The sequence below is a fragment of the Bradyrhizobium cytisi genome (genome assembly GCF_008123515.1).
In the GTDB taxonomy this organism is placed as follows: Bacteria; Pseudomonadota; Alphaproteobacteria; order Rhizobiales; family Xanthobacteraceae; genus Bradyrhizobium; species Bradyrhizobium cytisi.
This window is the reverse complement of sequence record NZ_VSSR01000058.1, coordinates 24,106-45,678: the sequence shown is the minus strand read 5'-3', so window position 1 is coordinate 45,678 and position 21,573 is coordinate 24,106. Positions and strand designations below refer to the sequence as shown.

The 21,573-nt window shown below is 64.0% G+C and carries 19 protein-coding genes; 8 read left to right on the top strand and 11 right to left on the bottom strand.

Going from position 1 to position 21,573, the window contains the following annotated elements; translation table 11 throughout:
- The first annotated feature begins 71 nt into the window (after positions 1-71).
- The 3 genes from FXB38_RS30475 to FXB38_RS30465 all read left to right on the top strand — a co-directional run bounded on the left by FXB38_RS30475 (position 72) and on the right by FXB38_RS30465 (position 3,601).
- Positions 72-551 carry an Lrp/AsnC family transcriptional regulator gene (locus FXB38_RS30475; RefSeq protein ID WP_187435253.1) on the top strand — a complete coding sequence of 160 codons (480 nt, stop codon included), beginning with the start codon at positions 72-74 and terminating at the stop codon, positions 549-551.
- 107 nt (positions 552-658) lie between these two features.
- Positions 659-3,016: an Orn/Lys/Arg family decarboxylase gene (locus FXB38_RS30470; protein ID WP_148754679.1), complete on the top strand. Its 2,358-nt coding sequence runs from the start codon at positions 659-661 to the stop codon at positions 3,014-3,016.
- Positions 3,017-3,022: 6 nt separating this feature from the next.
- Positions 3,023-3,601, top strand: coding sequence for a GNAT family N-acetyltransferase (locus tag FXB38_RS30465; protein ID WP_148754678.1), 579 nt, complete (start codon positions 3,023-3,025; stop codon positions 3,599-3,601).
- A gap of 2 nt (positions 3,602-3,603) precedes the next feature.
- Here FXB38_RS30465 and FXB38_RS43115 read toward each other — a convergent pair whose 3' ends face one another.
- The 3 genes from FXB38_RS43115 to FXB38_RS30450 form a co-directional block, all read right to left on the bottom strand.
- Positions 3,604-3,816 (bottom strand): hypothetical protein, encoded by a 213-nt coding sequence (locus tag FXB38_RS43115; RefSeq protein ID WP_187435252.1) that lies wholly within the window; start codon positions 3,814-3,816, stop codon positions 3,604-3,606.
- A gap of 129 nt (positions 3,817-3,945) precedes the next feature.
- Complete coding sequence (locus FXB38_RS30455; protein ID WP_148754677.1) at positions 3,946-4,389, bottom strand: flagellar basal body rod protein FlgC; 444 nt, start codon at positions 4,387-4,389, stop codon at positions 3,946-3,948.
- 118 nt (positions 4,390-4,507) lie between these two features.
- On the bottom strand, positions 4,508-5,557 hold the full coding sequence (locus FXB38_RS30450) for a hydroxyacid dehydrogenase (RefSeq protein WP_148754676.1): 1,050 nt from the start codon (positions 5,555-5,557) through the stop codon (positions 4,508-4,510).
- A gap of 242 nt (positions 5,558-5,799) precedes the next feature.
- Between FXB38_RS30450 and FXB38_RS30445 the strand changes: the two genes are divergently transcribed.
- Together FXB38_RS30445 and FXB38_RS30440 are read left to right on the top strand one after the other, a co-directional pair.
- Positions 5,800-6,357, top strand: coding sequence for a thiamine pyrophosphate-binding protein (locus FXB38_RS30445; protein ID WP_187435251.1), 558 nt, complete (start codon positions 5,800-5,802; stop codon positions 6,355-6,357).
- Between the two features lie 10 nt (positions 6,358-6,367).
- Positions 6,368-6,976 carry a thiamine pyrophosphate-dependent enzyme gene (locus FXB38_RS30440; RefSeq protein ID WP_148754674.1) on the top strand — a complete coding sequence of 203 codons (609 nt, stop codon included), beginning with the start codon at positions 6,368-6,370 and terminating at the stop codon, positions 6,974-6,976.
- A 74-nt stretch (positions 6,977-7,050) separates the two neighbouring features.
- Here the strand turns inward: FXB38_RS30440 and FXB38_RS30435 are convergent, their stop codons facing one another.
- From FXB38_RS30435 to FXB38_RS30400, 8 genes are all read right to left on the bottom strand, one after another.
- The gene (locus FXB38_RS30435; RefSeq protein ID WP_148754673.1) at positions 7,051-7,434 is read right to left on the bottom strand and encodes a DUF1236 domain-containing protein; all 384 of its coding nucleotides are present in this window, start codon (positions 7,432-7,434) and stop codon (positions 7,051-7,053) included.
- 114 nt (positions 7,435-7,548) lie between these two features.
- A complete protein-coding gene (locus FXB38_RS30430; RefSeq protein WP_148754672.1) occupies positions 7,549-8,436 on the bottom strand; it encodes a 2-hydroxy-3-oxopropionate reductase in 888 nt (295 codons plus the stop codon).
- Between the two features lie 12 nt (positions 8,437-8,448).
- Positions 8,449-9,234: a hydroxypyruvate isomerase gene (hyi, locus tag FXB38_RS30425; RefSeq protein ID WP_148754671.1), complete on the bottom strand. Its 786-nt coding sequence runs from the start codon at positions 9,232-9,234 to the stop codon at positions 8,449-8,451.
- Positions 9,235-9,243: 9 nt separating this feature from the next.
- Positions 9,244-11,034, bottom strand: a complete 1,791-nt coding sequence (gcl, locus tag FXB38_RS30420) for a glyoxylate carboligase (protein ID WP_148754670.1) — start codon at positions 11,032-11,034, stop codon at positions 9,244-9,246.
- A gap of 152 nt (positions 11,035-11,186) precedes the next feature.
- Positions 11,187-12,989: an adenine deaminase C-terminal domain-containing protein gene (locus FXB38_RS30415; RefSeq protein ID WP_148754669.1), complete on the bottom strand. Its 1,803-nt coding sequence runs from the start codon at positions 12,987-12,989 to the stop codon at positions 11,187-11,189.
- An 85-nt stretch (positions 12,990-13,074) separates the two neighbouring features.
- Positions 13,075-13,875, bottom strand: a complete 801-nt coding sequence (locus FXB38_RS30410) for an NYN domain-containing protein (RefSeq protein ID WP_148754711.1) — start codon at positions 13,873-13,875, stop codon at positions 13,075-13,077.
- 105 nt (positions 13,876-13,980) lie between these two features.
- On the bottom strand, positions 13,981-14,820 hold the full coding sequence (locus tag FXB38_RS30405; RefSeq protein WP_148754710.1) for an IclR family transcriptional regulator: 840 nt from the start codon (positions 14,818-14,820) through the stop codon (positions 13,981-13,983).
- 197 nt (positions 14,821-15,017) lie between these two features.
- Positions 15,018-17,147, bottom strand: coding sequence for an acetate--CoA ligase family protein (locus FXB38_RS30400; protein WP_148754668.1), 2,130 nt, complete (start codon positions 17,145-17,147; stop codon positions 15,018-15,020).
- 346 nt (positions 17,148-17,493) lie between these two features.
- Between FXB38_RS30400 and FXB38_RS30395 the strand changes: the two genes are divergently transcribed.
- From FXB38_RS30395 to frc, 3 genes are all read left to right on the top strand, one after another.
- Complete coding sequence (locus FXB38_RS30395; protein WP_187435258.1) at positions 17,494-18,189, top strand: GntR family transcriptional regulator; 696 nt, start codon at positions 17,494-17,496, stop codon at positions 18,187-18,189.
- A 74-nt stretch (positions 18,190-18,263) separates the two neighbouring features.
- A complete protein-coding gene (gene oxc / locus FXB38_RS30390; RefSeq protein ID WP_148754666.1) occupies positions 18,264-19,997 on the top strand; it encodes an oxalyl-CoA decarboxylase in 1,734 nt (577 codons plus the stop codon).
- Between the two features lie 154 nt (positions 19,998-20,151).
- Entirely contained in the window at positions 20,152-21,429 is a 1,278-nt protein-coding gene (gene frc / locus FXB38_RS30385) for a formyl-CoA transferase (protein WP_148754665.1), read from the top strand.
- The last annotated feature ends 144 nt before the right edge of the window (positions 21,430-21,573 follow it).

Genomic DNA, 21,573 nt, shown 5'->3' with positions numbered 1-21,573 from the left:
TATCCGGTAGTTTTGGCCGTCCCGCGCCGGTTTCGGTCGCGGAAGTGTCCTTTCACGCTGGAAACAAAACCTTGGCCCTCGACCGGAAAGATCTCGCGATTCTCGCGGAACTTACGACCAATGCGCGCGCCAGCCACACCGAGCTCGCCAACAAGGTCGGCCTCTCCAGCACCGCGCTGGCACGGCGGCAGAAGACGCTGGAGGATGACGGCTACATCCAGGCCTACCAGGCCGCGCTCGATCTGGCGCAGTTCGGCCTGACCACGACGGTGCTGGTGCGCATTGCGCTTGAGAGCCAGAGCGACGAGGCGCTGAAGGCGTTCGAGGCGGAGGTGGTAAAGTGCCCCTCCGTCGTGCGCTGCTTCCTGATGTCGGGGACCGACGACTACATCCTGATCGTGCTCGCCCGCGACATCCAGGATTTCGAGCGCATCCACCGCACCGAACTGTCGCGCCTGCCGCGCGTGGCGCGGGTACAATCGAGCTTTGCGCTTCGCGAGGTCGTCAATCGCGCGGTGCCGACGGTGGTGTTCGGCGAGGCGAAGCGGTAGCGTTTCCCTCGCCCCGCAAGCGCGGGCTGGGGCCATCCCGCGCACCGTCATAGAACTGTCATCGAATGTGCCGAGACCTGTCAGTCTCTGCACATTCGGGACACGTCATGGACTATTTCAAGCGCTTCAACTTCCTGTTCGCCGCACCTGTATTCGACGCCGACGACCTCGAAGGCGTCCGTTTCAACCAGATCATCGAGGAGATCCAGCGCTCCGGCTTCGAGGTGGTCCGGGCCCGCAAGCTGGAGGACGCCGAGATGGCGGTGCAGACCGACGCCGCGATCGGCTGCATGGTGGTGGATTGGGGCAAGAAAGGCCTGGAGGGCAAGACCTCGGCGCTGATCAATCTGATGCGGCGCCGCGGCCTCGACTTCCCGATCATCCTCCTGATCCGGCGCAAGCGGTTCGAGGATCTCCCGGTCGAGGTGCTCGACTTCATCGATGGCTATGTCTTCCTGTCGGAGGAGACGCCGACCTTCATAGCCAAGAACCTGATCAGCCGGCTCAAGCAATATGCCGAGACGCTGAAGACGCCGTTCTTCGGCGCGCTGGTCGATTATGCCGAGGAAGGCAACCAGCTCTGGACCTGTCCGGGCCACAATGGCGGCGTGTTCTACAACCGAAGCCCGATCGGCCGGGTCTTCGTCGAGCATCTCGGCGAGTCCGTGTTCCGCGACGACCTCGACAATTCCGTGCTCGATCTCGGCGACCTCCTCACCCATGAGGGTCCGGCGCTGAAGGCGCAGAAGGAGGCGGCGCAGATCTTCGGTGCGGAAAAGACCTATTTCGTGCTCAACGGCACCTCGACCTCGAACAAGGTCGCGCTCGGCGCGCTCGTCACAGACGGCGACCTCGTGCTGTTCGACCGCAACAACCACAAGGCCGCCCATCACGGCGCGCTGATGATCAATGGCGGAATTCCGGTCTATGTCCCGACCATCCGCAATGCCTGGGGCCTGATCGGTCCGATGCGCTGGGACGCGCTCGACGAACGGGCCCTGCGCGAGACGATCCGCAACCATCCGCTGGTCACGGACAAGGACGCCTGGCGCAAGGAACGGCCGTTCCGCGTCGCCGTGGTCGAGCAATGCACCTATGACGGCACGATTCACAATGCCGAAATGATCCTGAAGCGCATCGGCCACCTCTGCGAATACATCCTGTTCGACGAGGCCTGGGCCGGCTTCATGAAGTTCCACCCGCTCTACGTCGGCCGCTTCGCGATGGGGCTTGCCAATCTCCCGCCGGAGGCACCGGGCATCATCGCGACGCAGTCGACCCACAAGCAGCTTGCCAGCTTCTCGCAGGCCTCGCAGATCCATATCAAGGACCGCCACATCCGCGGCCAGAAGCGGCGCGTCGAGCACCGCCGCTTCAACGAAAGTTTCATGCAGCACGCCTCGACCTCGCCGTTTTATCCGCTGTTCGCCTCGCTCGACGTTGGCGCGCAGATGATGAAGGGCCGCTCCGGCGAAGTGCTTTGGGACGACACCATCCGCCTCGGCATCGAGCTGCGCAAAAAGATCCGCGCCATGCGCCGGGAGTTCGAGGAGAAGGAACAGAACGCGGACCGGCGCTGGTTCTTCGAGCCGTTCGTGCCCGATCGCGTTGCCATCCCCGACGTCAGCCGCCCCGGCGCCGCGCATAATGTTGCCTGGGAGACGCTGTCGACCGACGAGCTCGCCACCAATCCCGCGCTGTGGCAGCTCGGCCCTGACAGCAACTGGCACGGCTTCCCCGGCATGGCCGAAGGCTTTGCCATGACCGATCCGAACAAGCTGACGTTACTCACGCCCGGCTTCGACCGCACCACCGGCGCCTATGCCGAGCACGGCATCCCCGCCCCGGTCGTCGCGCAGTACTTGCGCGAAAACCGCATCGTGCCGGAGAAGAACGACCTCAACTCCCTGCTCTTCCTGCTCACCCCCGGCGTCGAGGCCAGCAAGGCCGGCACGCTGATCTCCGGCCTCGTCGCCTTCAAGAGACTGCACGACGACAATGCGCTGCTGGCCGACGCGATCCCGGAATTCCATCAGCGGCGGCAGGCGCGCTATGCCGGCGTGCGACTGCGCGACCTCTGCGGCGAGATGCACCGCTTCTTCCGTACCGCCGATGTCAGCGCGCTTCAGGCGCGGCAGTTCATGCCGGAGCACATGCCTGAGATTGCCATGTCGCCGCGCGATGCCGCGCGCTTCCTGTTCAAGAACGACGTCGACTATCTGCCGATCGAGGCGATCGCCGGCCGCATCGCGACCACGCCCTTTGTGGTCTATCCGCCCGGCATCGCCACCATCGTCCCCGGCGAGCGGCTAACGGAACGAGCCAAGCCCATGGTGGATTATCTCAGGATGTTCGAGACCTGCTTCAATACGTTTCCGGGCTTCGATGTGGAAATCCAGGGCGTCTACAAGGAGGTCGATGCGCGCGGCCGGATCGGGCTCTATACTTACGTCGTTGCCGAGTAGGGGCCGATGAACGAAACAGCGATTGCACGCGCCGATGACGAGCCGGTTCTGGTCCGGCCGTCACGCGAGAGCGATATCGAGGCGATGCTGCGGATCTACCGCCATCACGTCCGCAATGGCGTGCCGCGCGATGTCGAGGGAACCGGCGCGCCAGAACCGGACGACCTGCGCGACCGGCGCAAGAACCTGAAACAGACCCGCCTGCCGCATCTCGTCGCGAGCTATCGCGGCGAAGTGATCGGCTACGCCTATGCGGTGCTGTTCCGCAAGCGTCCGGCCTATCGCTACACGGCCAAGCACTCGATCTATGTCCACCACGGGCATCTCGGCCGCGGCGTCGGACGGCTGCTGCTCCAGGAGCTGATCGATGCCTGTGCGGCGGCCGGCTTCCGCCAGATGATCGGCTATATCGATGCCGATAACGCCCCTTCGCTGGCGCTGCACGAAAAATTCGCCTTCGCGCGCGTCGGCCTGTTGTGCGGCGTCGCTTACCGCCATGGCGGCTGGTCCGATACCGTCATGGTGCAGCGTTCGCTCGGCGCCGGCGTCAGCGCGCCGCCGCCGATCGCGGCGCCCGGGCGCTAGGCCTACGAGGTAAAGTCAGCCGGTCTGACCTGGATGCGATCGGCATGCAGCGACCAGTGACGCAACGCCTGGTCCTTGCAAAACCTCGCCTTCGCCCGCTCCTTGGCTTCGTCCTCGTCGGCGGCGTCGATCTCGAGTGCGCCCTGACAAACCTCGATCTGCCGGCCGTACTCGCCGAGCACGTCCTTCATGAACCTGACGACATAAGTTGACATGGGACCTCCCTGCTGCCCCGGCGGCAATCTAATCCCATTTATCGGGTTGCGGGGAGACAGATTTTGACGGAGATCAAGCCGGCGCTGGTTCCAGCCGCCAATTCAGGCGTCGGTACGATCGGTCAGCCATCAAGTCTTGATATCGAGGAGTGACTCCGTCGTTTCGGAGTAGGCTTGAATGACCTTCGCATTGGCGATGAAGCTGTACTTTGCAGCCGCCATTTGAACGAGCTCATTGGCGAGATCGACATTCGGCGCGGCGACCAGGCCGCCTTGGTCGGCGAAGGCAGCGCTCGGGTCGGATTGTGCGGCATAACTCGGCGACACTATCGACACCGTCGCGATCGTACCGCCGGGCGCCGAGCCGCTCGATTGGTCGACCTGATCGACCCGCAACGGCACATAAGCCGCGGGATAAGTCGAGCTCGTGCTCGAACTGCCGGCCGAGGTGCTCGATCGGCCCGACGCAGGTAGCGGGCCGGTGGTGCGGACATTGGCGATGTTGCTCGCGGCCACGCTCACACGCAAGCTCGCCGCAGAAAGTCCGGATGTCGCAATCGAAAGTATGCTCATGGAACCTGATCTACAGGACAAGTCATACGCGTTCATTCACGCCAACGATAAGATGCGCCGCATTGTATTTTTACCGTAGTAACCAATGATCGGCGCGCGCAACAGCCCCTCGCGCGCGCTACCCAGGCGCAACGCCAAAGGCCTGCTTGAAGCGCGCGGCATAAACGGGCCAGACATCGGGATTGATGATGCGCGGCGGCCGCTTGCCATCGAGCGTCTCCAGCACCTGCTCGGCCGCGATACGGCCCATGTTCTGGCGCGCCTCGATCGTGACGCCGGCCGTATGCGGGCTCGCCAGCACATTGTCGAACTGCAGCAGCGGATGCTCCGGCGGCGGCGGCTCCTTGGACCAGACGTCGAGGCCGGCACCAGCGATACGCTTGTCGCGCAACGCCCCAAGCAAGGCGTCCTCGTCATGGATGAAGCCGCGCGCGGTGGTGATGAAATAGGCGTGCGGCTGCATCAGGCCGAACTCGCGTACGCTGATCATGTTGCGGCTGCCCTTGTTGAGCGGACAGGAGATCGAGACGAAATCGGCGCGGCGCAGCAACTCGTCGAGCTCGACCTTCTCGCCGCCCCGCTCGGCCATCACTTCGGGCGAAAGGTACGGGTCGTAAGCCAGCACCTTCATGCCGAGCAGGCCCTTGCACAACGCGGCGATGCGGCGGCCGACATTGCCGAGGCCAATGATGCCGACGGTCTTGTGCTCGACCTCATTGCCGACGAGCTCGTTGCGGTTGACATTGGGCTCACGGCGCAAGCGACGATCGGACTGAATGATGCGCTTGGACAAGGTCAGCATCATCGCCAGCGCGTGCTCGGCCACCGAATGCGCGTTGCCGCCGGACTGGTTGACGACCAGCACGCCTGCATTCGTGCAGGCCTCGACGTCGACGGGATCAAAGCCCGCGCCATTGCTGGAGACCAGCAGCAGGTTCGGCGTGCGCTTGAGGAAGGTGGCATCGACATGGAAGTGCGGCGCCAGCTCGTCGCGGGCGGCGCCGATCTGGTAAACATGGGCCGCGCTCAGGATCGGAGCGTAAAAGTCCGCGGGGCTCTCGTTCTCGATGCGGTCGAGCCGGACGTCGGGCCGCGCCTTCAGGATGTCGATGTAGATCGGGTTGGCAAGATATTTGACGTAGAAGACGCGCTTGCTGTTGACCGACATTAGGACCCTTCCGGCTCTCTCGTGGAGACCCGCAAGGTCAGCGCAATACGCGCCCCGTCCATGCGTCCTCCCGCTTTCTTATCCCGCTTATGACATGGCGGTGCCGGCGTTGGCAGGCCGTCTGGCGCAGATCACGGTGCCGGCCCGGGCATGTTGACAATCCCGCCCGCTCCGTCAAGTTCGGTAGAACGCCGCGACATTGGCCAAGACCAAGAAACATGCGCGGCTCAAGGGAGAACGCAATGGCGATTGCGGAGCAGCAGACTTCGACGCAGGCGTCCAGCGACAAGAGCTGGCACGGGATAGTCCTGCAAACCCTGAAGCGGAACGAGATCAGCCTCATCCCCTACGTGCCCGACCGCGTGCTGACCCCGCTGATCAAGAACCTCCACGCCGATCCATTCTTCACGACCTTTGCGACCGCCCGCGAGGAAGAGGCCGTCGGCATCGTCTCGGGCGCCTGGATGGGCGGGCGGCGCGGCGCGGTGCTGATGCAGACCTCGGGCTTTGCCACGCTCGCCAACACGCTCGCCTCGCTCGCGGTGCCCTACCAGATCCCGCTGATCATGTTCGTCTCCGAGCGCGGCACGCTCGGCGAGTTCAATTACGGCCAGTCGCTGGTCTGCCGCACCATGCGCCCGGTGCTGGATTCGCTGGCGCTCGAGCACCACACCATCACCCGGCTCGACGAGCTCGAATTCATCGCCGACCGCTCGATCAAGCAGGCCGTCACGACGCAGGCGCCGGTAGCGCTGATCCTCAACCCGCTGCTCACCGGCGGCAAGGTCTTCGACAAGTGAGTGCCGCCAAATGAGTTCAAAAACGAACACGCGCAATACCAAGGTGATGAACCGGTTCGATCTGACCTCGCGCCTGATCGCAAAGCTCAAGCACGAGGAAGCGGTAATCGGCGGCATCGGGAACACCAATTTCGACCTCTGGGCCGCCGGCCACCGCCCACAGAATTTCTACATGCTCGGCAGCATGGGTCTCGCCTTCCCGATCGCGCTCGGCGTGGCGCTGGCGCAGCCCGACCGCCGCGTCTTCGCGCTCGAAGGTGACGGCTCGCTGCTGATGCAGCTCGGCGCGCTCTCGACCATCGCGGCCTTGAAGCCGAAGAACCTGATCATGATCGTGATGGATAACGGCATCTACCAGATCACCGGCGCGCAGCCGACGCCGGCCGCCGGTGTCGCCGATCTCGTCGCCATCGCCCTAGGCTCGGGGCTCACCAACAGCGCCTGGGCCGCGGACGAGGAGGATTTCGAACGCCTCGTCGACGAGGCCATGTCGGCTGACGAGCCGAGCCTGATCGCGCTGCGCATCGACGACAAGCCCGGTGTCGGCACCACCCGCAGGGATCCCGTGCAGATCCGAGAGCGCTTCATGCACGGCCTCGGCGTGCGCGACCCGCTTTAGGGTTTCGTCACTGACGATAGCGCCCCGCGGATCGTCGCTCCGCGGGGCGCTATGTTCCAACTCTTACGCGTCGATCAATCGATGATCTTGACGACGCGGCGCGTGCGCGGCTCGACGATCACGCGGCGATCGTTCACGACCGCATAGCGGTACTCGGTGTAGTTCGGCACGGGGCGCAGCACCACGGTCGGGGGCAGCGGCTCGCCGACCACGACGCGCTCGTGAACCACGACGGAATCATCGCGCGGGAGTCCGCCGAGGATCGCATTCGGAATTTCCAGTCCAGCGCCAACGGCCGCACCGACGGTGCCGCCGACCATCGCGCCGACCGGGCCGCCGACGTCTCCGCCCGCACGTGCGCCATTCCTGGCGCCCTCTTCGGTTGTCGACTGGGCGAAGGCTGCACTCGACGCCAGCAGCGACGCGGCAACCAACGAAATCGCAAGACGGGTTTTCATGTCCACACCCTCCAGTGCTTGTTGATGCGCCTTCAACCGCCGGGCCGGGACAATTGTTCCGGTTCCCCCGCGGCGAAAGACGCGCCAAATCTGGAGAGTGTCACTGCGTAACACTTACGCCGCGGCGATCTCGTGCCCGGCCATCAGTTCCAGCGCCCGCAACATCGCCGAATGATCCCAACCCTTGCCGCCATGCGCGGTGCAGGACGAGAACAATTGCTGCGCCACCGCCGTGCTCGGCAGTGAAAGACCCAGAGCGCGCGCGCCTTCGAGCGCAAGATTGAGATCCTTCTGGTGCAGCTCGATACGGAAGCCCGGATCGAAATTGCGCTTCACCATGCGTTCGCCATGCACCTCGAGAATCCGCGACGAGGCAAACCCGCCCATCAGCGCCTTGCGCACCAGCGCGGGATCGGCACCGGCCTTGGAGGCGAACAGCAGCGCTTCGCTCACCGCCTCGATCGTCAGCGCGACGATGATCTGGTTGGCGACCTTCGTCGTCTGGCCGTCACCATTGGCCCCGACATGCGTGACGTTCTTGCCCATCTCGTCGAAGACCGGCTTCATGGTAGTGAAGGCGCGCTCGGGACCGCCGACCATGATGGTGAGGCTAGCAGCCTTGGCGCCGACCTCCCCACCTGATACCGGCGCGTCGAGATAATCCGCGCCAAGCGCCTCGATCTTCTTTGCGAATTCCTTGGTTGCCAGCGGCGAGATCGAGCTCATATCGACCACGATCTTGCCCTTGGAGATGCCGCCCGCCACGCCGTCCTTGCCGAACAGCACGGCCTCTACATGCGGCGTATCCGGCACCATGATGATGACGGCATCCGCCTCCTCCGCCACTTCCTTGGCCGATTTGCAGGCGACGCCGCCTGCCGCGATCAGCTCCGGCGCGACCGGCACGACGTCATGCAGGAGAACGCGATGGCCCGCAGCCAGAAGGTGGCCGGCCATCGGCCGTCCCATGGTGCCAAGTCCGATGAAGCCGATGTCAATCATGTCTGCGTTTCCTCAGGTCTCGAATGTCCGCGCGGCGTGCCACGAGAGGCCTTCCAGCGTCGTGGTGCGCGGCTTGTATTCGCAGCCGATCCAGCCGCGATAGCCGATCGCGTCGAGATGGCGGAACAGGAAAGGATAGTTGATCTCGCCGGTACCCGGTTCATGCCGGCCGGGATTGTCGGCGAGCTGGATGTGGGCGATCTGCGGCAGATATTCCTGCATGGTGCGGGCGAGATCGCCCTCCATGATCTGCATGTGATAGATGTCGTACTGGATGAACAGATTGTTCGACCGCACCTCGGCGATCAGCTGTACCGCCTGCTCGGTGCCGTTGAGAAAGAAGCCGGGAATGTCGAGCGTGTTGATCGGCTCGACCAGCAGCTTGATGTTCTCGCGCGCCAGCGTCGACGCCGCGAAGCGCAAATTTCCGACCAGCGTCTCTTGCAGCTCGTGCGGATCGGCATCGACGGGCGCAATCCCGACGAGGCAGTTGAGCTGGTCGCAATCGAGCGCCTTGGCATAGTCGATGGCGCGGAACACGCCGTCGCGGAATTCGGCGGTGCGCTCAGGCAAAATTGCGATGCCGCGCTCGCCGGCGGCCCAGTTGCCAGCGGGCAGATTGTGCAGCACTTGCGTCAGCCCGTGGGCCTCGAGCTGCTCGCGCAGGAGCGCCTTGTCGAAATCATAGGGGAAGAGATATTCCACGCCGGCAAAGCCCGCCGCCTTGGCCGCGGCGAAGCGGTCGATAAACGGCATCTCGTTGAAGAGCATGGTGAGGTTGGCGGCGAATTTCGGCATGATGCTCCCCTATTCTGCCGGCTGAAGCACGCCGGGGCGCGTGGTCCCGACCTCGTCGAGGGCTAAGTCCAGCACCTCCTCGAACTCGACGATATTGTCGATCTCGGTCCCCATCGCGATATTGGTGACGCGCTCGAGGATGAATTCGACCACCACGGGCACGCGGTGCTTCTTCATCAATTCGCGCGCCGTGGCGAAGGCCGCTTGCGTGTCCCTGGGATCGGTGACGCGGATCGCCTTGCAGCCAAGACCTTCGGCAACGGCAACATGGTCGACACCGTAGCCGCCCAGCTCAGGCGCGTTGATGTTCTCGAAGGAGAGCTGGACGTGATAGTCCATGTCAAATCCGCGCTGGGCCTGGCGGATCAGGCCGAGATAGGAATTGTTCACGACGACGTGGATGTAGGGCAGATTGAACTGCGCCCCGACCGCGAGCTCCTCGATCAGGAACTGAAAGTCGTAGTCACCGGACAGCGCCACGATGTCTCGATCCGGGCACGCCGCGCGCACGCCGAGCGCGGCGGGAAGCGTCCAGCCCAGCGGGCCCGCCTGCCCCGCATTGATCCAGTTGCGCGGCTTGTAGACGCCGAGGAACTGCGCGCCGGCGATCTGCGACAGGCCGATCACGGTGACATAGGTGGTGTCGCGGCCGAACGCCTTGTTCATCTCCTCATAGACGCGTTGCGGCTTGATCGGGACGTTGTCGAAATGGCTCTTGCGCAGCATGGTCTTCTTGCGATCGCGGCAGGAAGCGGGCCACGCCTGGCGCTCGCGGAGCCTGCCGGAACGTCGCCACTCCCTGGCGACGGTGACGAAGAGCTCGAGCGCGGCCTTCGCGTCCGAGACGATACCGAGATCGGGATTGAACACCCGCCCGATCTGGGTCGGCTCGATGTCGACATGCACGAAGGTGCGGCCCTTGGTGTAGGTCTCGACCGAGCCGGTGTGACGGTTGGCCCAGCGATTGCCGATACCGAGCACGAAATCGGATTCCAGCAGCGTGGCGTTGCCGTAGCGGTGGCTGGTCTGGAGGCCAACCATGCCGGCCATCAGGACGTGATCGTCGGGGATCGCGCCCCATCCCATCAGCGTCGGCACTACAGGCACGTTGGCGATTTCGGCGAATTCCACTAGCAGATCCGAGGCATCGGCATTGATGATGCCGCCGCCCGCCACGATCAGGGGACGTTCGGATGCATTGAGCATCTCCAGCGCCTTCTCGACCTGCTTTCGCGAGGCGGTCGGCTTGTAGACCGGCAGCGGCTCATAGGTCTCGTCGTCGAACTCGATTTCGGCGAGCTGCACGTCGAGTGGCATGTCGATCAGCACAGGCCCGGGCCGGCCCGAGCGCATCACATGAAACGCCTGGCTGAACACGCGCGGCACCAGCGCCGGCTCGCGCACGGTGACCGCCCATTTGGTCACCGGCTTTGCGATCGATTCGATGTCGACCGCCTGGAAATCCTCCTTGTAGAGTCGCGCGCGCGGCGCCTGTCCGGTGATGCAAAGGATCGGGATGGAATCGGCAATCGCCGAATAGAGCCCGGTGATCATGTCGGTGCCGGCCGGCCCCGAAGTGCCGATGCAAACGCCGATATTGCCGGCCGTGGCCCGGGTGTAGCCTTCGGCCATATGCGAAGCGCCCTCGACATGGCGCGCGAGGATATGGCGGATCGAGCCGCGCTTCTTCAGCGCCGAATAAAGCGGATTGATCGCAGCCCCGGGAACGCCGAAGGCGGTCGAGATGCCTTCCTTCTCCAGGATACGCACGGCTGCATCGACAGCTCGCATCTTCGCCATATCGGACCTCGCTTGGTTTAAGTCAGCGAGCGAGATCATCGGGTGCGCGAGATGCGATCTCAACGCAGCAGATTTTATTTTCCACGATGCGGCAGCCCGCGGAAAATCGCGGTCGTCTCAATTGGTTAGGGCAAGATATCCGTGGAAGCGTTTCACTCGAACAGCGGCGCCAGCTCCATCTGCGGCACGAGCACGAGGCCCTTGTCGGTGATGCGAATTTCCGGAATGACCGATAGCGGAATCAAATTGAAGCCCATGTAGGGGATGGTACAGCCGGCCTCCGCCCATTCCGTCTTCAGCACTTTGACTTCTTCAGCGACTTCGGTGACGCGCTTGTCAGAGAGCAGGCCAGCGATCGGCAGCGGCACCAGCGCCCTCACCTTGCCATCGGCGACGACGCAGACGCCGCCCTGCTGCGCCTTGATGGCTGCGATCGCGACCTGCATGTCCCCCTCGTTGGTGCCGGCGACAATGATGTTGTGGCTGTCGTGGCCGACGCTGGAGGCGACCGCGCCGCGCTTCAAACCAAAGTCCTTCAGCAAGCCGTATGCGACGTTGCCGGCCGATTTGCCATGACGCTCGACCACGGTGACGAAGCACAGGCTGTAGCGCGCGAACAGCGACGGCCAGTCATTGGCCGGCTCGATCGCGACCTTTTCATGGATCAGCGTGATGCCGGGCAGCGCAGTCTTGATCGCGTTGACGGTGCAGGCCTTCGCCGGCAATTCCGGCGTCAGCTTCAGGTTCTCTGGTAGCTTCACGGTGACATAGGCCGCCTTCGGATATTGATAGCGCTGCGACAGCGCCTGATCGAGCCGCGGCGTGATCTTGCGGTTTTCGACGACCAGCTCGCCGCCATACCAGGTCGATTGCGGCTTGAGATTGCCGTCCATCAGCACGAGATCGGCGCGGCGGCCACCGCCGAGGCCACCGATGTCGCCGTCCGTGCCGAAGCGAGTGGCGCCATGCAGCGAGCCCATCGACCAGGCCTGCTCCGGCGACATCCCCGCCTTGACGGCTTCGCGCACCACCCAGTCGAGACCGAACAGCAGGAGATCATCGGCGTCGCGGTCGTCGGTGCACACCGCGGTCCGCTTGTGCGAAGCCCCTAACTCGGTGACGGTACGGATCGCCTGCGGCAGCGAATGCCAGGGCGTGGTCGGCGGTCCGCCGCGAAGAAAAACCCAAACACCGGCATCGAGCAGATCATCGGCGATGTCGCGATCGATCGCCTCATGGGTGTCAGTCACGCCGCTTGCCGCATAAGCGGCGACGAATTCGCGGCCATAGACATGGCCAGAGACCGGCCGTCCGCGTTTCAAGGCCGCCGCGAGGATGGCGTGGCTGCGCTCGTCGCCCATCGTTACAGGCACGAAATCCATCTTCTCGCCGAGCGCGACAGCCTCCGGCCAGCGGTCGAACAGGCCGGCGATCTTGTCGGGCGTGAGGTCGCCGCCGGCCGTCTCCAGTGCGGCCGAGGTTGCCGGCACGGTCGACGGCACCGTCAAGAAGATCGAGAGCGGCGCTTCGCGGGCGTCTTCCAGCATCGCCTCAACGCCGGCGACATCCATGACATTGCCGATCTCGTGGCTGTCGCAGAAGATCGTGGTGGTGCCGTTCAGCAGCGCGGCCTCGGCATAGGCGCAGGCCGTCACCATCGAGGATTCGATATGGATGTGCGGATCTACCAGCCCCGGCGCGATGATGCCGCCCGCCGCGTCGTACACCGCAACGTCGCTCCAAGCTTTCCTGGCCGTGCCGGCCGGCTTCACCGCAGCGATGCGGCCGCCGGTGATCCACAGTTCCCGACCGGGATGGATCCGCTCGGAATAGGTCGAGAGCACCCGCGCGCCCGTGATGACGAGATCGGGCGCGAGGCGCGCCGAAGCGACGTCGGCAAGGCGCCGGGTCATCGCATGCAGCGGAGCGACGGCGAAGCGGGTAAGTTTGGTCATCTGGACCCTCGCGTGGCGTTACGGCCGCACGATGGTTACGCCCTGCTCCAAACCGGGCAAGCTCAAATATAACGGCACACCCTGCTTACGCCTTAGGCGCCGACCCGCCTGCTGCCTCCGACCCTGCTGATCTGCGCGGCTTCCGCCTTCTTAGCGGTGGTGCGGCAGTGGACTTGACCCGAATCCGCATCGACCGGCCCTTCGGCTCATCGATTTCGAAGGAATTCGTCTTTCGCACAAGATCGCTCAGCTTGCGGGAGCCGTAGGTTCTCGAATCGAAATCGGGGGCAAGGTTCGTGAGCCCTTTTCCGACTTCCCCGAGAGAAACCCATCCGTCTTCGCTTTCCATCTGGGCGATGACTTTCTTGATCATGGGGACGGCTGCGTCAGGCGGCTGAAGCGAGGTCGACCTCGAGGCGGCATCCTGGGTGTTCGCTGGGGCGGCAAGCAGGTTCTCGGTGTAGACGAACTTTCGGCAGGCCTGCCGAAAACTTTCCGGCGTCTTCTGCTCGCCGAACCCGAAGACGTCGACGCCCTGCTCCCGGATGCGGGCGGCGAGACGGGTAAAGTCGCTGTCGGACGAGACCAGGCAAAAGCCGTCGAACCGGCCGCTGTGAAGCAGGTCCATCGCGTCGATCACCAGCGTGATGTCGGAGGCATTCTTTCCCGTCGTATAGGCGAACTGCTGCTGCGGGATGATGGCGTGCTTCGACAGGATGTCGGCCCAGGCCCTGGACCGGGCGTTGGAGAAGTCGCCATAGATGCGGCGAACGCTGGCTTCGCCAATCTTGGCAATTTCATCGAACAGTCCGTCCGCGATCTTCGCGGACGCGTTGTCAGCATCGATCAGGACGGCGAGACGGGGCGAACGGAGCTCGGAAGGCATGACATTCCCCAAAAAGGGCGCGACAACGGTGGATGGATATACCGATGTCGGGGCCCTTGCCGCCAGAGCTGATTTTTGACGGGGCACGGCCAACCGAAACTGGGCTCAGTTTGTTTTCGGCTCCGGCACGACGCCGCCGAGCGCAGCCGTGAGCTCTGCGGCCACTTCGCGCACCATCCGGCCGACCTCAGGCAATCGATCGTCCGTGATTCGGCTGGTCATGCCGGACACCGAGATCGCGGCGAGCGGCTCGGCGAGCGCGTTGTAGACCACGGCGGCGACGCAGCGCAGGCCCATCTGCGCCTCCTCGTCATCGATCGCAAACCCCTGCTTGCGGACCGCCGCCAGCTCCTTGAACAGGTCGCTTGGCCGCACGATGGATTTTTCCGTCAGCCTGGGCATGCCGTGATGGCGGATGACGGCGCCGACATCCTCGTCGGAATAGGTCGCAAGCACGGCCTTGCCGACGCCTGAGGTGACCATCGCGACGCGGCCGCCGACCTTGGTCAGCGAGCGCATGATCTCGCGGCTCTCCATGCGGGTCAGCACGATGATGAATTCGTCGTCGACCACGGCGAGATTGGCGGTCTCACGAGTCAAATCGCGCAGCTTGCGCAAATAAGGAATCGCCTGCGCCGTGAAATTGCGTCGCCGCGCAAAGCTCGCGCCCACGGTAAAGCTGCGCACCCCGACATGCCATTTGGATACGGCGCGGTCGAACTGCACGAACCGGCGGCTTTCCAGCGTCGCCAGCAGGCGGTGCACGGTCGAGGCCGACAGGCCGGTGCGGACGGCGAGATCGCTGAGGCGATAGCCCTCGTCGTCCTCGGCGAGCGTCTCGAGGATCGACAGCGCGCGGTCGACGGACTGCACGCCGCCGTCACGATCGGCCTCCGATGCCGATCGTGTTTCGAGCGATTTGCGCCGGATCACGTTCTTGCCCATCGCGACCTGCACGTTCTCCCTCGCCCCGTTCTTACGGGGAGAGGGTTGGGGTGAGGGGCTGCTTCCACGATCACGGTGACAAAGAGACTCGCGGAGAGTCCCCCTCACCCGGATTTCTTCGCAATCCGACCTCTCCCCGCACGCGGGGAGAGGTGAACAACCACCCGCTTCGGATCATGCCGAAGCGGCGTCTCTTCTCAGAGCAGCCCTGCGCCGCGCGCCCATTTGTACTTGGCGCCGAGCACCTCGACCGGCAGTTCGGTCGAATAGGCATAGGCCGGGATGCCGTTCTGGTAGAGGTATTCGGCGGCTTCCTCGACCTCGACGTCGCCGGCGAGCGAGGCAACGATCGGCTTCACAAAACCCTTGGCCTCCATCTCCTTCTTCACCTCGACCATATTGCGGGCGAACACCATCGGCGGCGTAACGATGGTGTGCCAGTAGCCGAGGATCAGCGAGTGGATGCGCTCGTCCGACAGGCCGAGCTTCACCGTGTTGACGTAGGTGATCGGCGGCTCGCCACCGGTGATATCCACAGGATTTCCGGCCGCGCCGAACGGCGGGATGAACTTGCGGAAGGCCGCATCGAGATCCGGCGGCATCGACATCAGCGACAGGCCGTTGTCGACGCAGGAGTCCGACAGCAGCACGCCCGAGCCGCCCGCACCGGTGATGATCAGCACGTTCTCACCCTTCGGCGTCGGCAGCACCGGCACGCCGCGGGCGAATTCGAGCAGCTGCCGCAAGCTGCGGGCGCGGATCACGCCCGACTGCGCCAGGACGTCCTCATAGATCTTGTCGTTACCGGCGAGCGCGCCGGTGTGCGACGAGGCCGCCTTCGCGCCGGCCGAGGTGCGGCCGGCCTTGAGCACGACGACCGGCTTCTTCTTCGAGACGCGCTTGGCGGCTTCAGCGAAGGCGCGGCCGTCCTTCAGGTCTTCGCAGTGCTGGGCAATGATCGAAGTGTTCGGATCCTGCTCGAAGAAGGCGAGCAAATCGTCCTCGTCGATATCAGACTTGTTGCCGAGGCCGACGATCGCGGAGACGCCCATCTTGGCCGAGCGCGAGAAGCCGATAATCGCCATGCCGATGCCGCCCGACTGCGACGACAGCGCCGCGTGGCCCTTCACGTCGTAAGCCGTGCAGAAGGTGGCGCAGAGGTTCGCCGGCGTATAATAAAAGCCGTAGATATTCGGCCCCATCAGGCGAATGTCGTACTTCTTGCCGACCTCGACGATCTCGGCCTGCAGCTCCGGCGCGCCGGCTTCAGCGAAGCCCGACGGGATCAGCACCGCACCCGGGATTTTCTTCTCACCGCATTCGATCAGCGCCGCAGCCACGAACTTCGCGGGGATCGCGAACACGGCGGTGTCGATCACACCCGGTACGTCCTTGACGCTCTTGTAGGCCTTGTAGCCGAGGATCTCGGCGGCCTTGGGATGGATCGGATAGATGTCGCCCTTGTAGCCGCCGTTGATGAGGTTCTTCATCACAGAGTTGCCGATCTTGCCGTCTTCGGCTGAGGCGCCGACCACAGCGACCGCCTTCGGCTGCATGATGCGGCTCATGGCCGCGACGATCTCTTCGGTCGGGCGCGGCTTCGGCTTCGGCTTGTAGGCGAAGTCGACGACGATGCGCACGTCGGCCGCGATCGCGTCCCTCGCCGTCGCAAACACCGGATTGAGGTCGAGCTCGACGATCTCAGGGAAGTCGGTGACGAGCTGCGAGACCTTGACGATGACGTCGGCCAGCGCCGTGCGGTTGACCGGCTCGCCGCCGCGCACACCCTTCAGAATCTCATGCGCCTGGATGCCGTCGAGCATCGAAAGCGCGTCTTCCTTGGTCGCGGGCGCGAGGCGGAAGGTGATGTCCTTCAAGACTTCGACCAGCACGCCGCCGAGGCCGAAGGCGACCAGCTTGCCGAACGAACCGTCGGTGATCGAGCCGACGATCACTTCGGTGCCGCCGGCCAGCATCTGCTGGACCTGGATGCCCTCGATCTTGGCATCGGCCTTGTACTTCCTGGCGTTCCCGAGAATGGTCTCGTAGGCCTTCTCGGCATCCTGCGCCGTCTTGACACCGACGATGACGCCGCCGGCCTCGGTCTTGTGGAGAATGTCCGGCGAGACGATCTTCATCACCACCGGGAAGCCCATCGAGGACGCCATCTTGCCGGCCTCGCCCGCCGACTTCGCCACGCCCTCCTTCGGCACCGGAATGCCGTAGGCGTCGCAGACCAGCTTGCCTTCCGGGGCGGTCAGGCTGGCGCGGTTGTCGGCCTTGACCTGGTCAAGGACCTTGCGAACGACGTCTTTCGAATTGGACATATGGCTTCTCCCTTGACCTTCAGTTCTTGCTTTGCAAGGCGCGCGTGATGCGGCTGCCCGTGACACTTGCCATCGCCGCGCTCTGTTCCGTGCGGCGGAATGCAGCGGCAGAAATGCCTGGACTACACCGCCGGTTTGGATCAAAAATGGCTAGCGATGGCATTTGGTATGCCAGAAGCCAACTTGTCAAGTCAGAGAGCACCTTAGAACGCCGCAAAAAATAGGCAGCTTGACATTCTGGCATATGGTATGCCAAAAACTTTCCGGTAATATTCCTGTAAAAGACGACTCCCACTGGAGGAGAATCGTCGTGTCACTGCGGAAACCAACCAAGGCGTTGCCGAACATGGCCGAGGCAGACATCGCAATCGTTCGTATTGCCCCGGAGAGCAGCTTCAAGAACAAGGCGTATGACGCCTTGAAGGAAGCCATCCTCAAGATGGACATCTACTCGACACCCGAGCCGGTGATGCTGGACGAGCGCGCATTGTCCGAACGCCTGGGTGTCAGCCGCACGCCGATCCGCGAAGCCATCGCGATGCTCGAGCAGGACGGTTTCGTGAAGACCGTTCCGCGCCGCGGCATTATGGTAGTGCGCCGGACCAAGAGCGAGATCGTCGACATGATCCGCGCCTGGGCGGCGCTGGAGAGCATGGCCGCGCGCCTCATCACCACGACCGCGCGCAAGAAGGACATCACTGCGCTACGCGACTTCTTCAAGGACTTCGGCAAGGACCGCTTGCCCCAGGATCACGTCGAGGAATATTCGCGCGCCAACATCGCCTTCCACCAGGCGCTGATCTCGTTGTCGGAATCGCCGGTGCTGGTCGATCTCACCAACGATCTTCTGTTGCACGTGCGCGGCTATCGCCAGCTGACGATCGGCCGCAAGGACCGCACCGCGACGTCGCTGCCCGAGCATCTCGGCATGATCGAAGCGCTCGAGGCACGTGACACCGAGCTCGCCGAGAAGCGCGCGCGCGACCACACCCTTGGCCTGGCCGCTTACGTCGAGGCGCACGGCCAGGAACTATTCACGTAGCTCTTCACCTAGCAACATTCACCAGAAGGGCGAAAAATTCGCCCCGTTATCTTGAGACCAGGGAGACAAGGCCCATGCTGAACACCGCGACCAAGTCCGAAGCACCGGGCACCGAGCAGGAACTGACGGATGGCTTCCATCTCGTCATCGACGCGCTCAAGCTGAACGGCATCAACACCATCTATAATGTGCCGGGCATCCCGATCACGGATTTGGGCCGCATGGCGCAGGCCGCCGGCCTTCGCGTGATCTCCTTCCGCCACGAGCAAAACGCGGGCTACGCCGCAGGCATCGCCGGCTACCTCACCAAGAAGCCCGGCGTCTGCCTGACGGTGTCCGCGCCCGGCTTCCTCAACGGCCTCACCGCGCTCGCGCACGCCACCACCAACTGCTACCCGATGATCCTGGTCTCGGGCTCCTCCGAGCGCGAGATCGTCGACCTCCAGCAGGGCGACTACGAAGAGATGGACCAGCTCGCGATCGCAAAACCGCTGTGCAAGGCGGCCTATCGCGTGCTGCACGCTCAGGATATCGGCGTCGGTTTTGCCCGCGCCATCCGCGCGGCGGTCTCGGGCCGTCCGGGCGGCGTCTATCTCGACCTGCCGGCAAAGCTGTTCGGCCAGGTGATGAACGCCGAGGCCGGTCAGAAGTCGCTGGTCAAGGTGATCGACGCTGCGCCCGCGCAGATCCCCTCGCCTGCTTCGGTCAAGCGCGCGCTCGACGTGCTGAAGGCCGCAAAGCGTCCCCTCATCATCCTCGGCAAGGGCGCGGCCTACGCGCAGGCCGATGAGGAGATCAAGAACTTCGTCGAGAAGAGCGGCGTGCCGTTCCTGCCGATGAGCATGGCCAAGGGCCTGCTCCCCGACACGCATCCGCAATGCGCCGGTGCCGCGCGTTCGACGGTGCTGAAGGACTCCGACGTCGTCATGCTGATCGGCGCGCGGCTGAACTGGCTGCTGTCGCACGGCAAGGGCAAGAGCTGGGGCGAATCCCCGAAGAAGTTCATCCAGGTCGACATCGAGCCGAGGGAAATGGATTCCAACGTCGAGATCGTCGCGCCCGTCGTCGGCGACATCGGCTCGGTCGTGTCCGCCTTCAACCAGGCGCTTGCGTCGGGCTGGACCGCTCCTCCGGCCGAATGGACCAAGGCCATCGCATCCAAGCGCGACGAGAACGTCGCCAAGATGGCGCCGAAGCTGATGAACAACAAGTCGCCGATGGATTATCACGGCGCGCTCGGTGTGCTGAAGAACGTCATCAAGGATCACCCCGAGGCGATCCTGGTCAACGAAGGCGCCAACACGCTCGACCTCGCCCGCGGCGTCATCGACATGTACCGCCCACGCAAGCGTCTCGACGTCGGCACCTGGGGCGTGATGGGCATCGGCATGGGCCAGGCGATCGCCGCCGCGCTCGAGACCGGCCACCCCGTGCTGGCGGTTGAAGGCGACTCGGCCTTCGGCTTCTCCGGCATGGAGGTCGAGACCATCTGCCGCTACGACCTTCCGATCTGCGTCGTCATCTTCAACAATGACGGCATCTATCGCGGCACCGACGTCAACAGCGTCAACGCCGATCCGGCGACAACCGTGTTCGTCAAGGGCGCGCGCTACGACAAGATGATGGAAGCCTTCGGCGGCGTCGGCGTGAATGCGACCTCGCCCGACGAGCTCAAGCGCGCCGTCAACGAGGCGATGGCTTCACGCAAGCCGACACTCATCAACGCGGTGATCGATCCGGCCGCGGGCTCGGAGAGCGGCCGCATCGGCAACCTCAATCCGCAGAGCGTTCTGCAGAAGAAGAAGTAATGGACCGCCGGGTCATTCCCCGCGCAGGCGGGGAATCCAGTAATCGCCGAACCATCCTTGAGGCGAGCACTGAGGCCCAATTGAACCTTCAGCGAATACTGGATGCCCGCCTTCGCGGGCATGACGGAAACAGAATGGTAACAGGAGCAACACGATGACCAAAGCGCTCGAGGGCGTTCGCATTCTCGACTTCACCCACGTCCAGTCCGGACCGACCTGCACGCAGCTGCTCGCCTGGTTCGGCGCCGACGTGATCAAGGTGGAGCGCCCGGGCGTGGGTGACATCACCCGCGGCCAGCTGCAGGACATCCCGAACGTGGACAGTCTGTATTTCACCATGCTCAACCACAACAAGCGCTCGATCACGCTCGACACCAAAAACCCCAAGGGCAAGGAAGTCCTCACCGAGCTGATCAAGAAGTGCGACGTGCTGGTCGAGAACTTCGGCCCCGGCGTGCTCGACCGCATGGGCTTCCCCTGGGAGAAGATCCAGGCGATCAACCCGAAGATGATCGTCGCGTCGATCAAGGGTTTTGGTCCCGGACCGTACGAGGACTGCAAGGTCTATGAGAACGTCGCGCAGTGCACCGGCGGCGCCGCCTCCACCACCGGCTTCCGCGACGGCCTGCCGCTCGTCACCGGCGCGCAGATCGGCGACAGCGGCACCGGCCTGCATCTGGCGCTCGGCATCGTCACCGCGCTCTATCAGCGCACGCATTCGGGCAAGGGCCAGAAGGTCACCGCGGCGATGCAGGACGGCGTGCTCAACCTCGCGCGCGTAAAACTGCGCGACCAGCAGCGCCTCGAGCGCGGCCCGCTCAGGGAATACAGCCAGTTCGGCGAAGGCATTCCGTTCGGCGATGCCGTGCCGCGCGCCGGCAACGATTCCGGCGGTGGCCAGCCCGGCCGCATCCTGAAGTGCAAGGGCTTTGAGACCGATCCCAACGCCTACATCTACTTCATCACCCAGGCGCCGGTCTGGGAGAAGATCTGCGACGTGATCGGCGAGCCGACCTGGAAGACCGATCCGAACTACGCCAAGCCGGCTGCCCGCCTGCCGCGCCTGAACGAGATCTTCGGCCGCATCGAGCAGTGGACGATGACCAAGACCAAGTTCGAGGCGATGGAGATCCTCAACAAGGATGACATCCCCTGCGGCCCGATCCTGTCGATGAAGGAGATTGCGGAGGACCAGTCGCTGCGCGCGACCGGCACCGTGGTCGAGGTCGACCACCCGACCCGCGGCAAGTACATCTCGGTCGGCAACCCGATCAAGCTGTCGGACTCCCCGAGCGACGTGCAGCGCTCGCCGCTGCTCGGCGAGCACACCGACGAGATCCTGCGCAGCGTGCTCGGCTTCAGCGACCACCAGGTCGCCGATATCCACAAGTCCGGCGCGCTCGACCCGCCGCAGAAGCAGGCCGCCGAGTAAGCGGCACCACAACGCTTCAGACGAAAGGGCCGCCCTTCGAGGCGGCCTTTTTGCGTCAGACGCGCCGTACGGCCGCAAGCCCAAAGTAAAAACAAAAAACAACCCCATGCACAGTAGCGAACCCCTTGGCGGGTATAGGGAACT

Bases quoted from the DNA above. Each gene is read 5' to 3' on its own strand.
- FXB38_RS30470 (WP_148754679.1), top strand. From the start codon at position 659: ATGGACTATTTCAAGCGCTTCAACTTCCTGTTCGCCGCACCTGTATTC.
- FXB38_RS30465 (WP_148754678.1), top strand. From the start codon at position 3,023: ATGAACGAAACAGCGATTGCACGCGCCGATGACGAGCCGGTTCTGGTC.
- FXB38_RS43115 (WP_187435252.1), bottom strand. From the start codon at position 3,816: ATGTCAACTTATGTCGTCAGGTTCATGAAGGACGTGCTCGGCGAGTAC.
- FXB38_RS30455 (WP_148754677.1), bottom strand. From the start codon at position 4,389: ATGAGCATACTTTCGATTGCGACATCCGGACTTTCTGCGGCGAGCTTG.
- FXB38_RS30450 (WP_148754676.1), bottom strand. From the start codon at position 5,557: ATGTCGGTCAACAGCAAGCGCGTCTTCTACGTCAAATATCTTGCCAAC.
- FXB38_RS30445 (WP_187435251.1), top strand. From the start codon at position 5,800: ATGGCGATTGCGGAGCAGCAGACTTCGACGCAGGCGTCCAGCGACAAG.
- FXB38_RS30440 (WP_148754674.1), top strand. From the start codon at position 6,368: ATGAGTTCAAAAACGAACACGCGCAATACCAAGGTGATGAACCGGTTC.
- FXB38_RS30435 (WP_148754673.1), bottom strand. From the start codon at position 7,434: ATGAAAACCCGTCTTGCGATTTCGTTGGTTGCCGCGTCGCTGCTGGCG.
- FXB38_RS30430 (WP_148754672.1), bottom strand. From the start codon at position 8,436: ATGATTGACATCGGCTTCATCGGACTTGGCACCATGGGACGGCCGATG.
- hyi (WP_148754671.1), bottom strand. From the start codon at position 9,234: ATGCCGAAATTCGCCGCCAACCTCACCATGCTCTTCAACGAGATGCCG.
- gcl (WP_148754670.1), bottom strand. From the start codon at position 11,034: ATGGCGAAGATGCGAGCTGTCGATGCAGCCGTGCGTATCCTGGAGAAG.
- FXB38_RS30415 (WP_148754669.1), bottom strand. From the start codon at position 12,989: ATGACCAAACTTACCCGCTTCGCCGTCGCTCCGCTGCATGCGATGACC.
- FXB38_RS30410 (WP_148754711.1), bottom strand. From the start codon at position 13,875: ATGCCTTCCGAGCTCCGTTCGCCCCGTCTCGCCGTCCTGATCGATGCT.
- FXB38_RS30405 (WP_148754710.1), bottom strand. From the start codon at position 14,820: ATGGGCAAGAACGTGATCCGGCGCAAATCGCTCGAAACACGATCGGCA.
- FXB38_RS30400 (WP_148754668.1), bottom strand. From the start codon at position 17,147: ATGTCCAATTCGAAAGACGTCGTTCGCAAGGTCCTTGACCAGGTCAAG.
- FXB38_RS30395 (WP_187435258.1), top strand. From the start codon at position 17,494: ATGGCCGAGGCAGACATCGCAATCGTTCGTATTGCCCCGGAGAGCAGC.
- oxc (WP_148754666.1), top strand. From the start codon at position 18,264: ATGCTGAACACCGCGACCAAGTCCGAAGCACCGGGCACCGAGCAGGAA.
- frc (WP_148754665.1), top strand. From the start codon at position 20,152: ATGACCAAAGCGCTCGAGGGCGTTCGCATTCTCGACTTCACCCACGTC.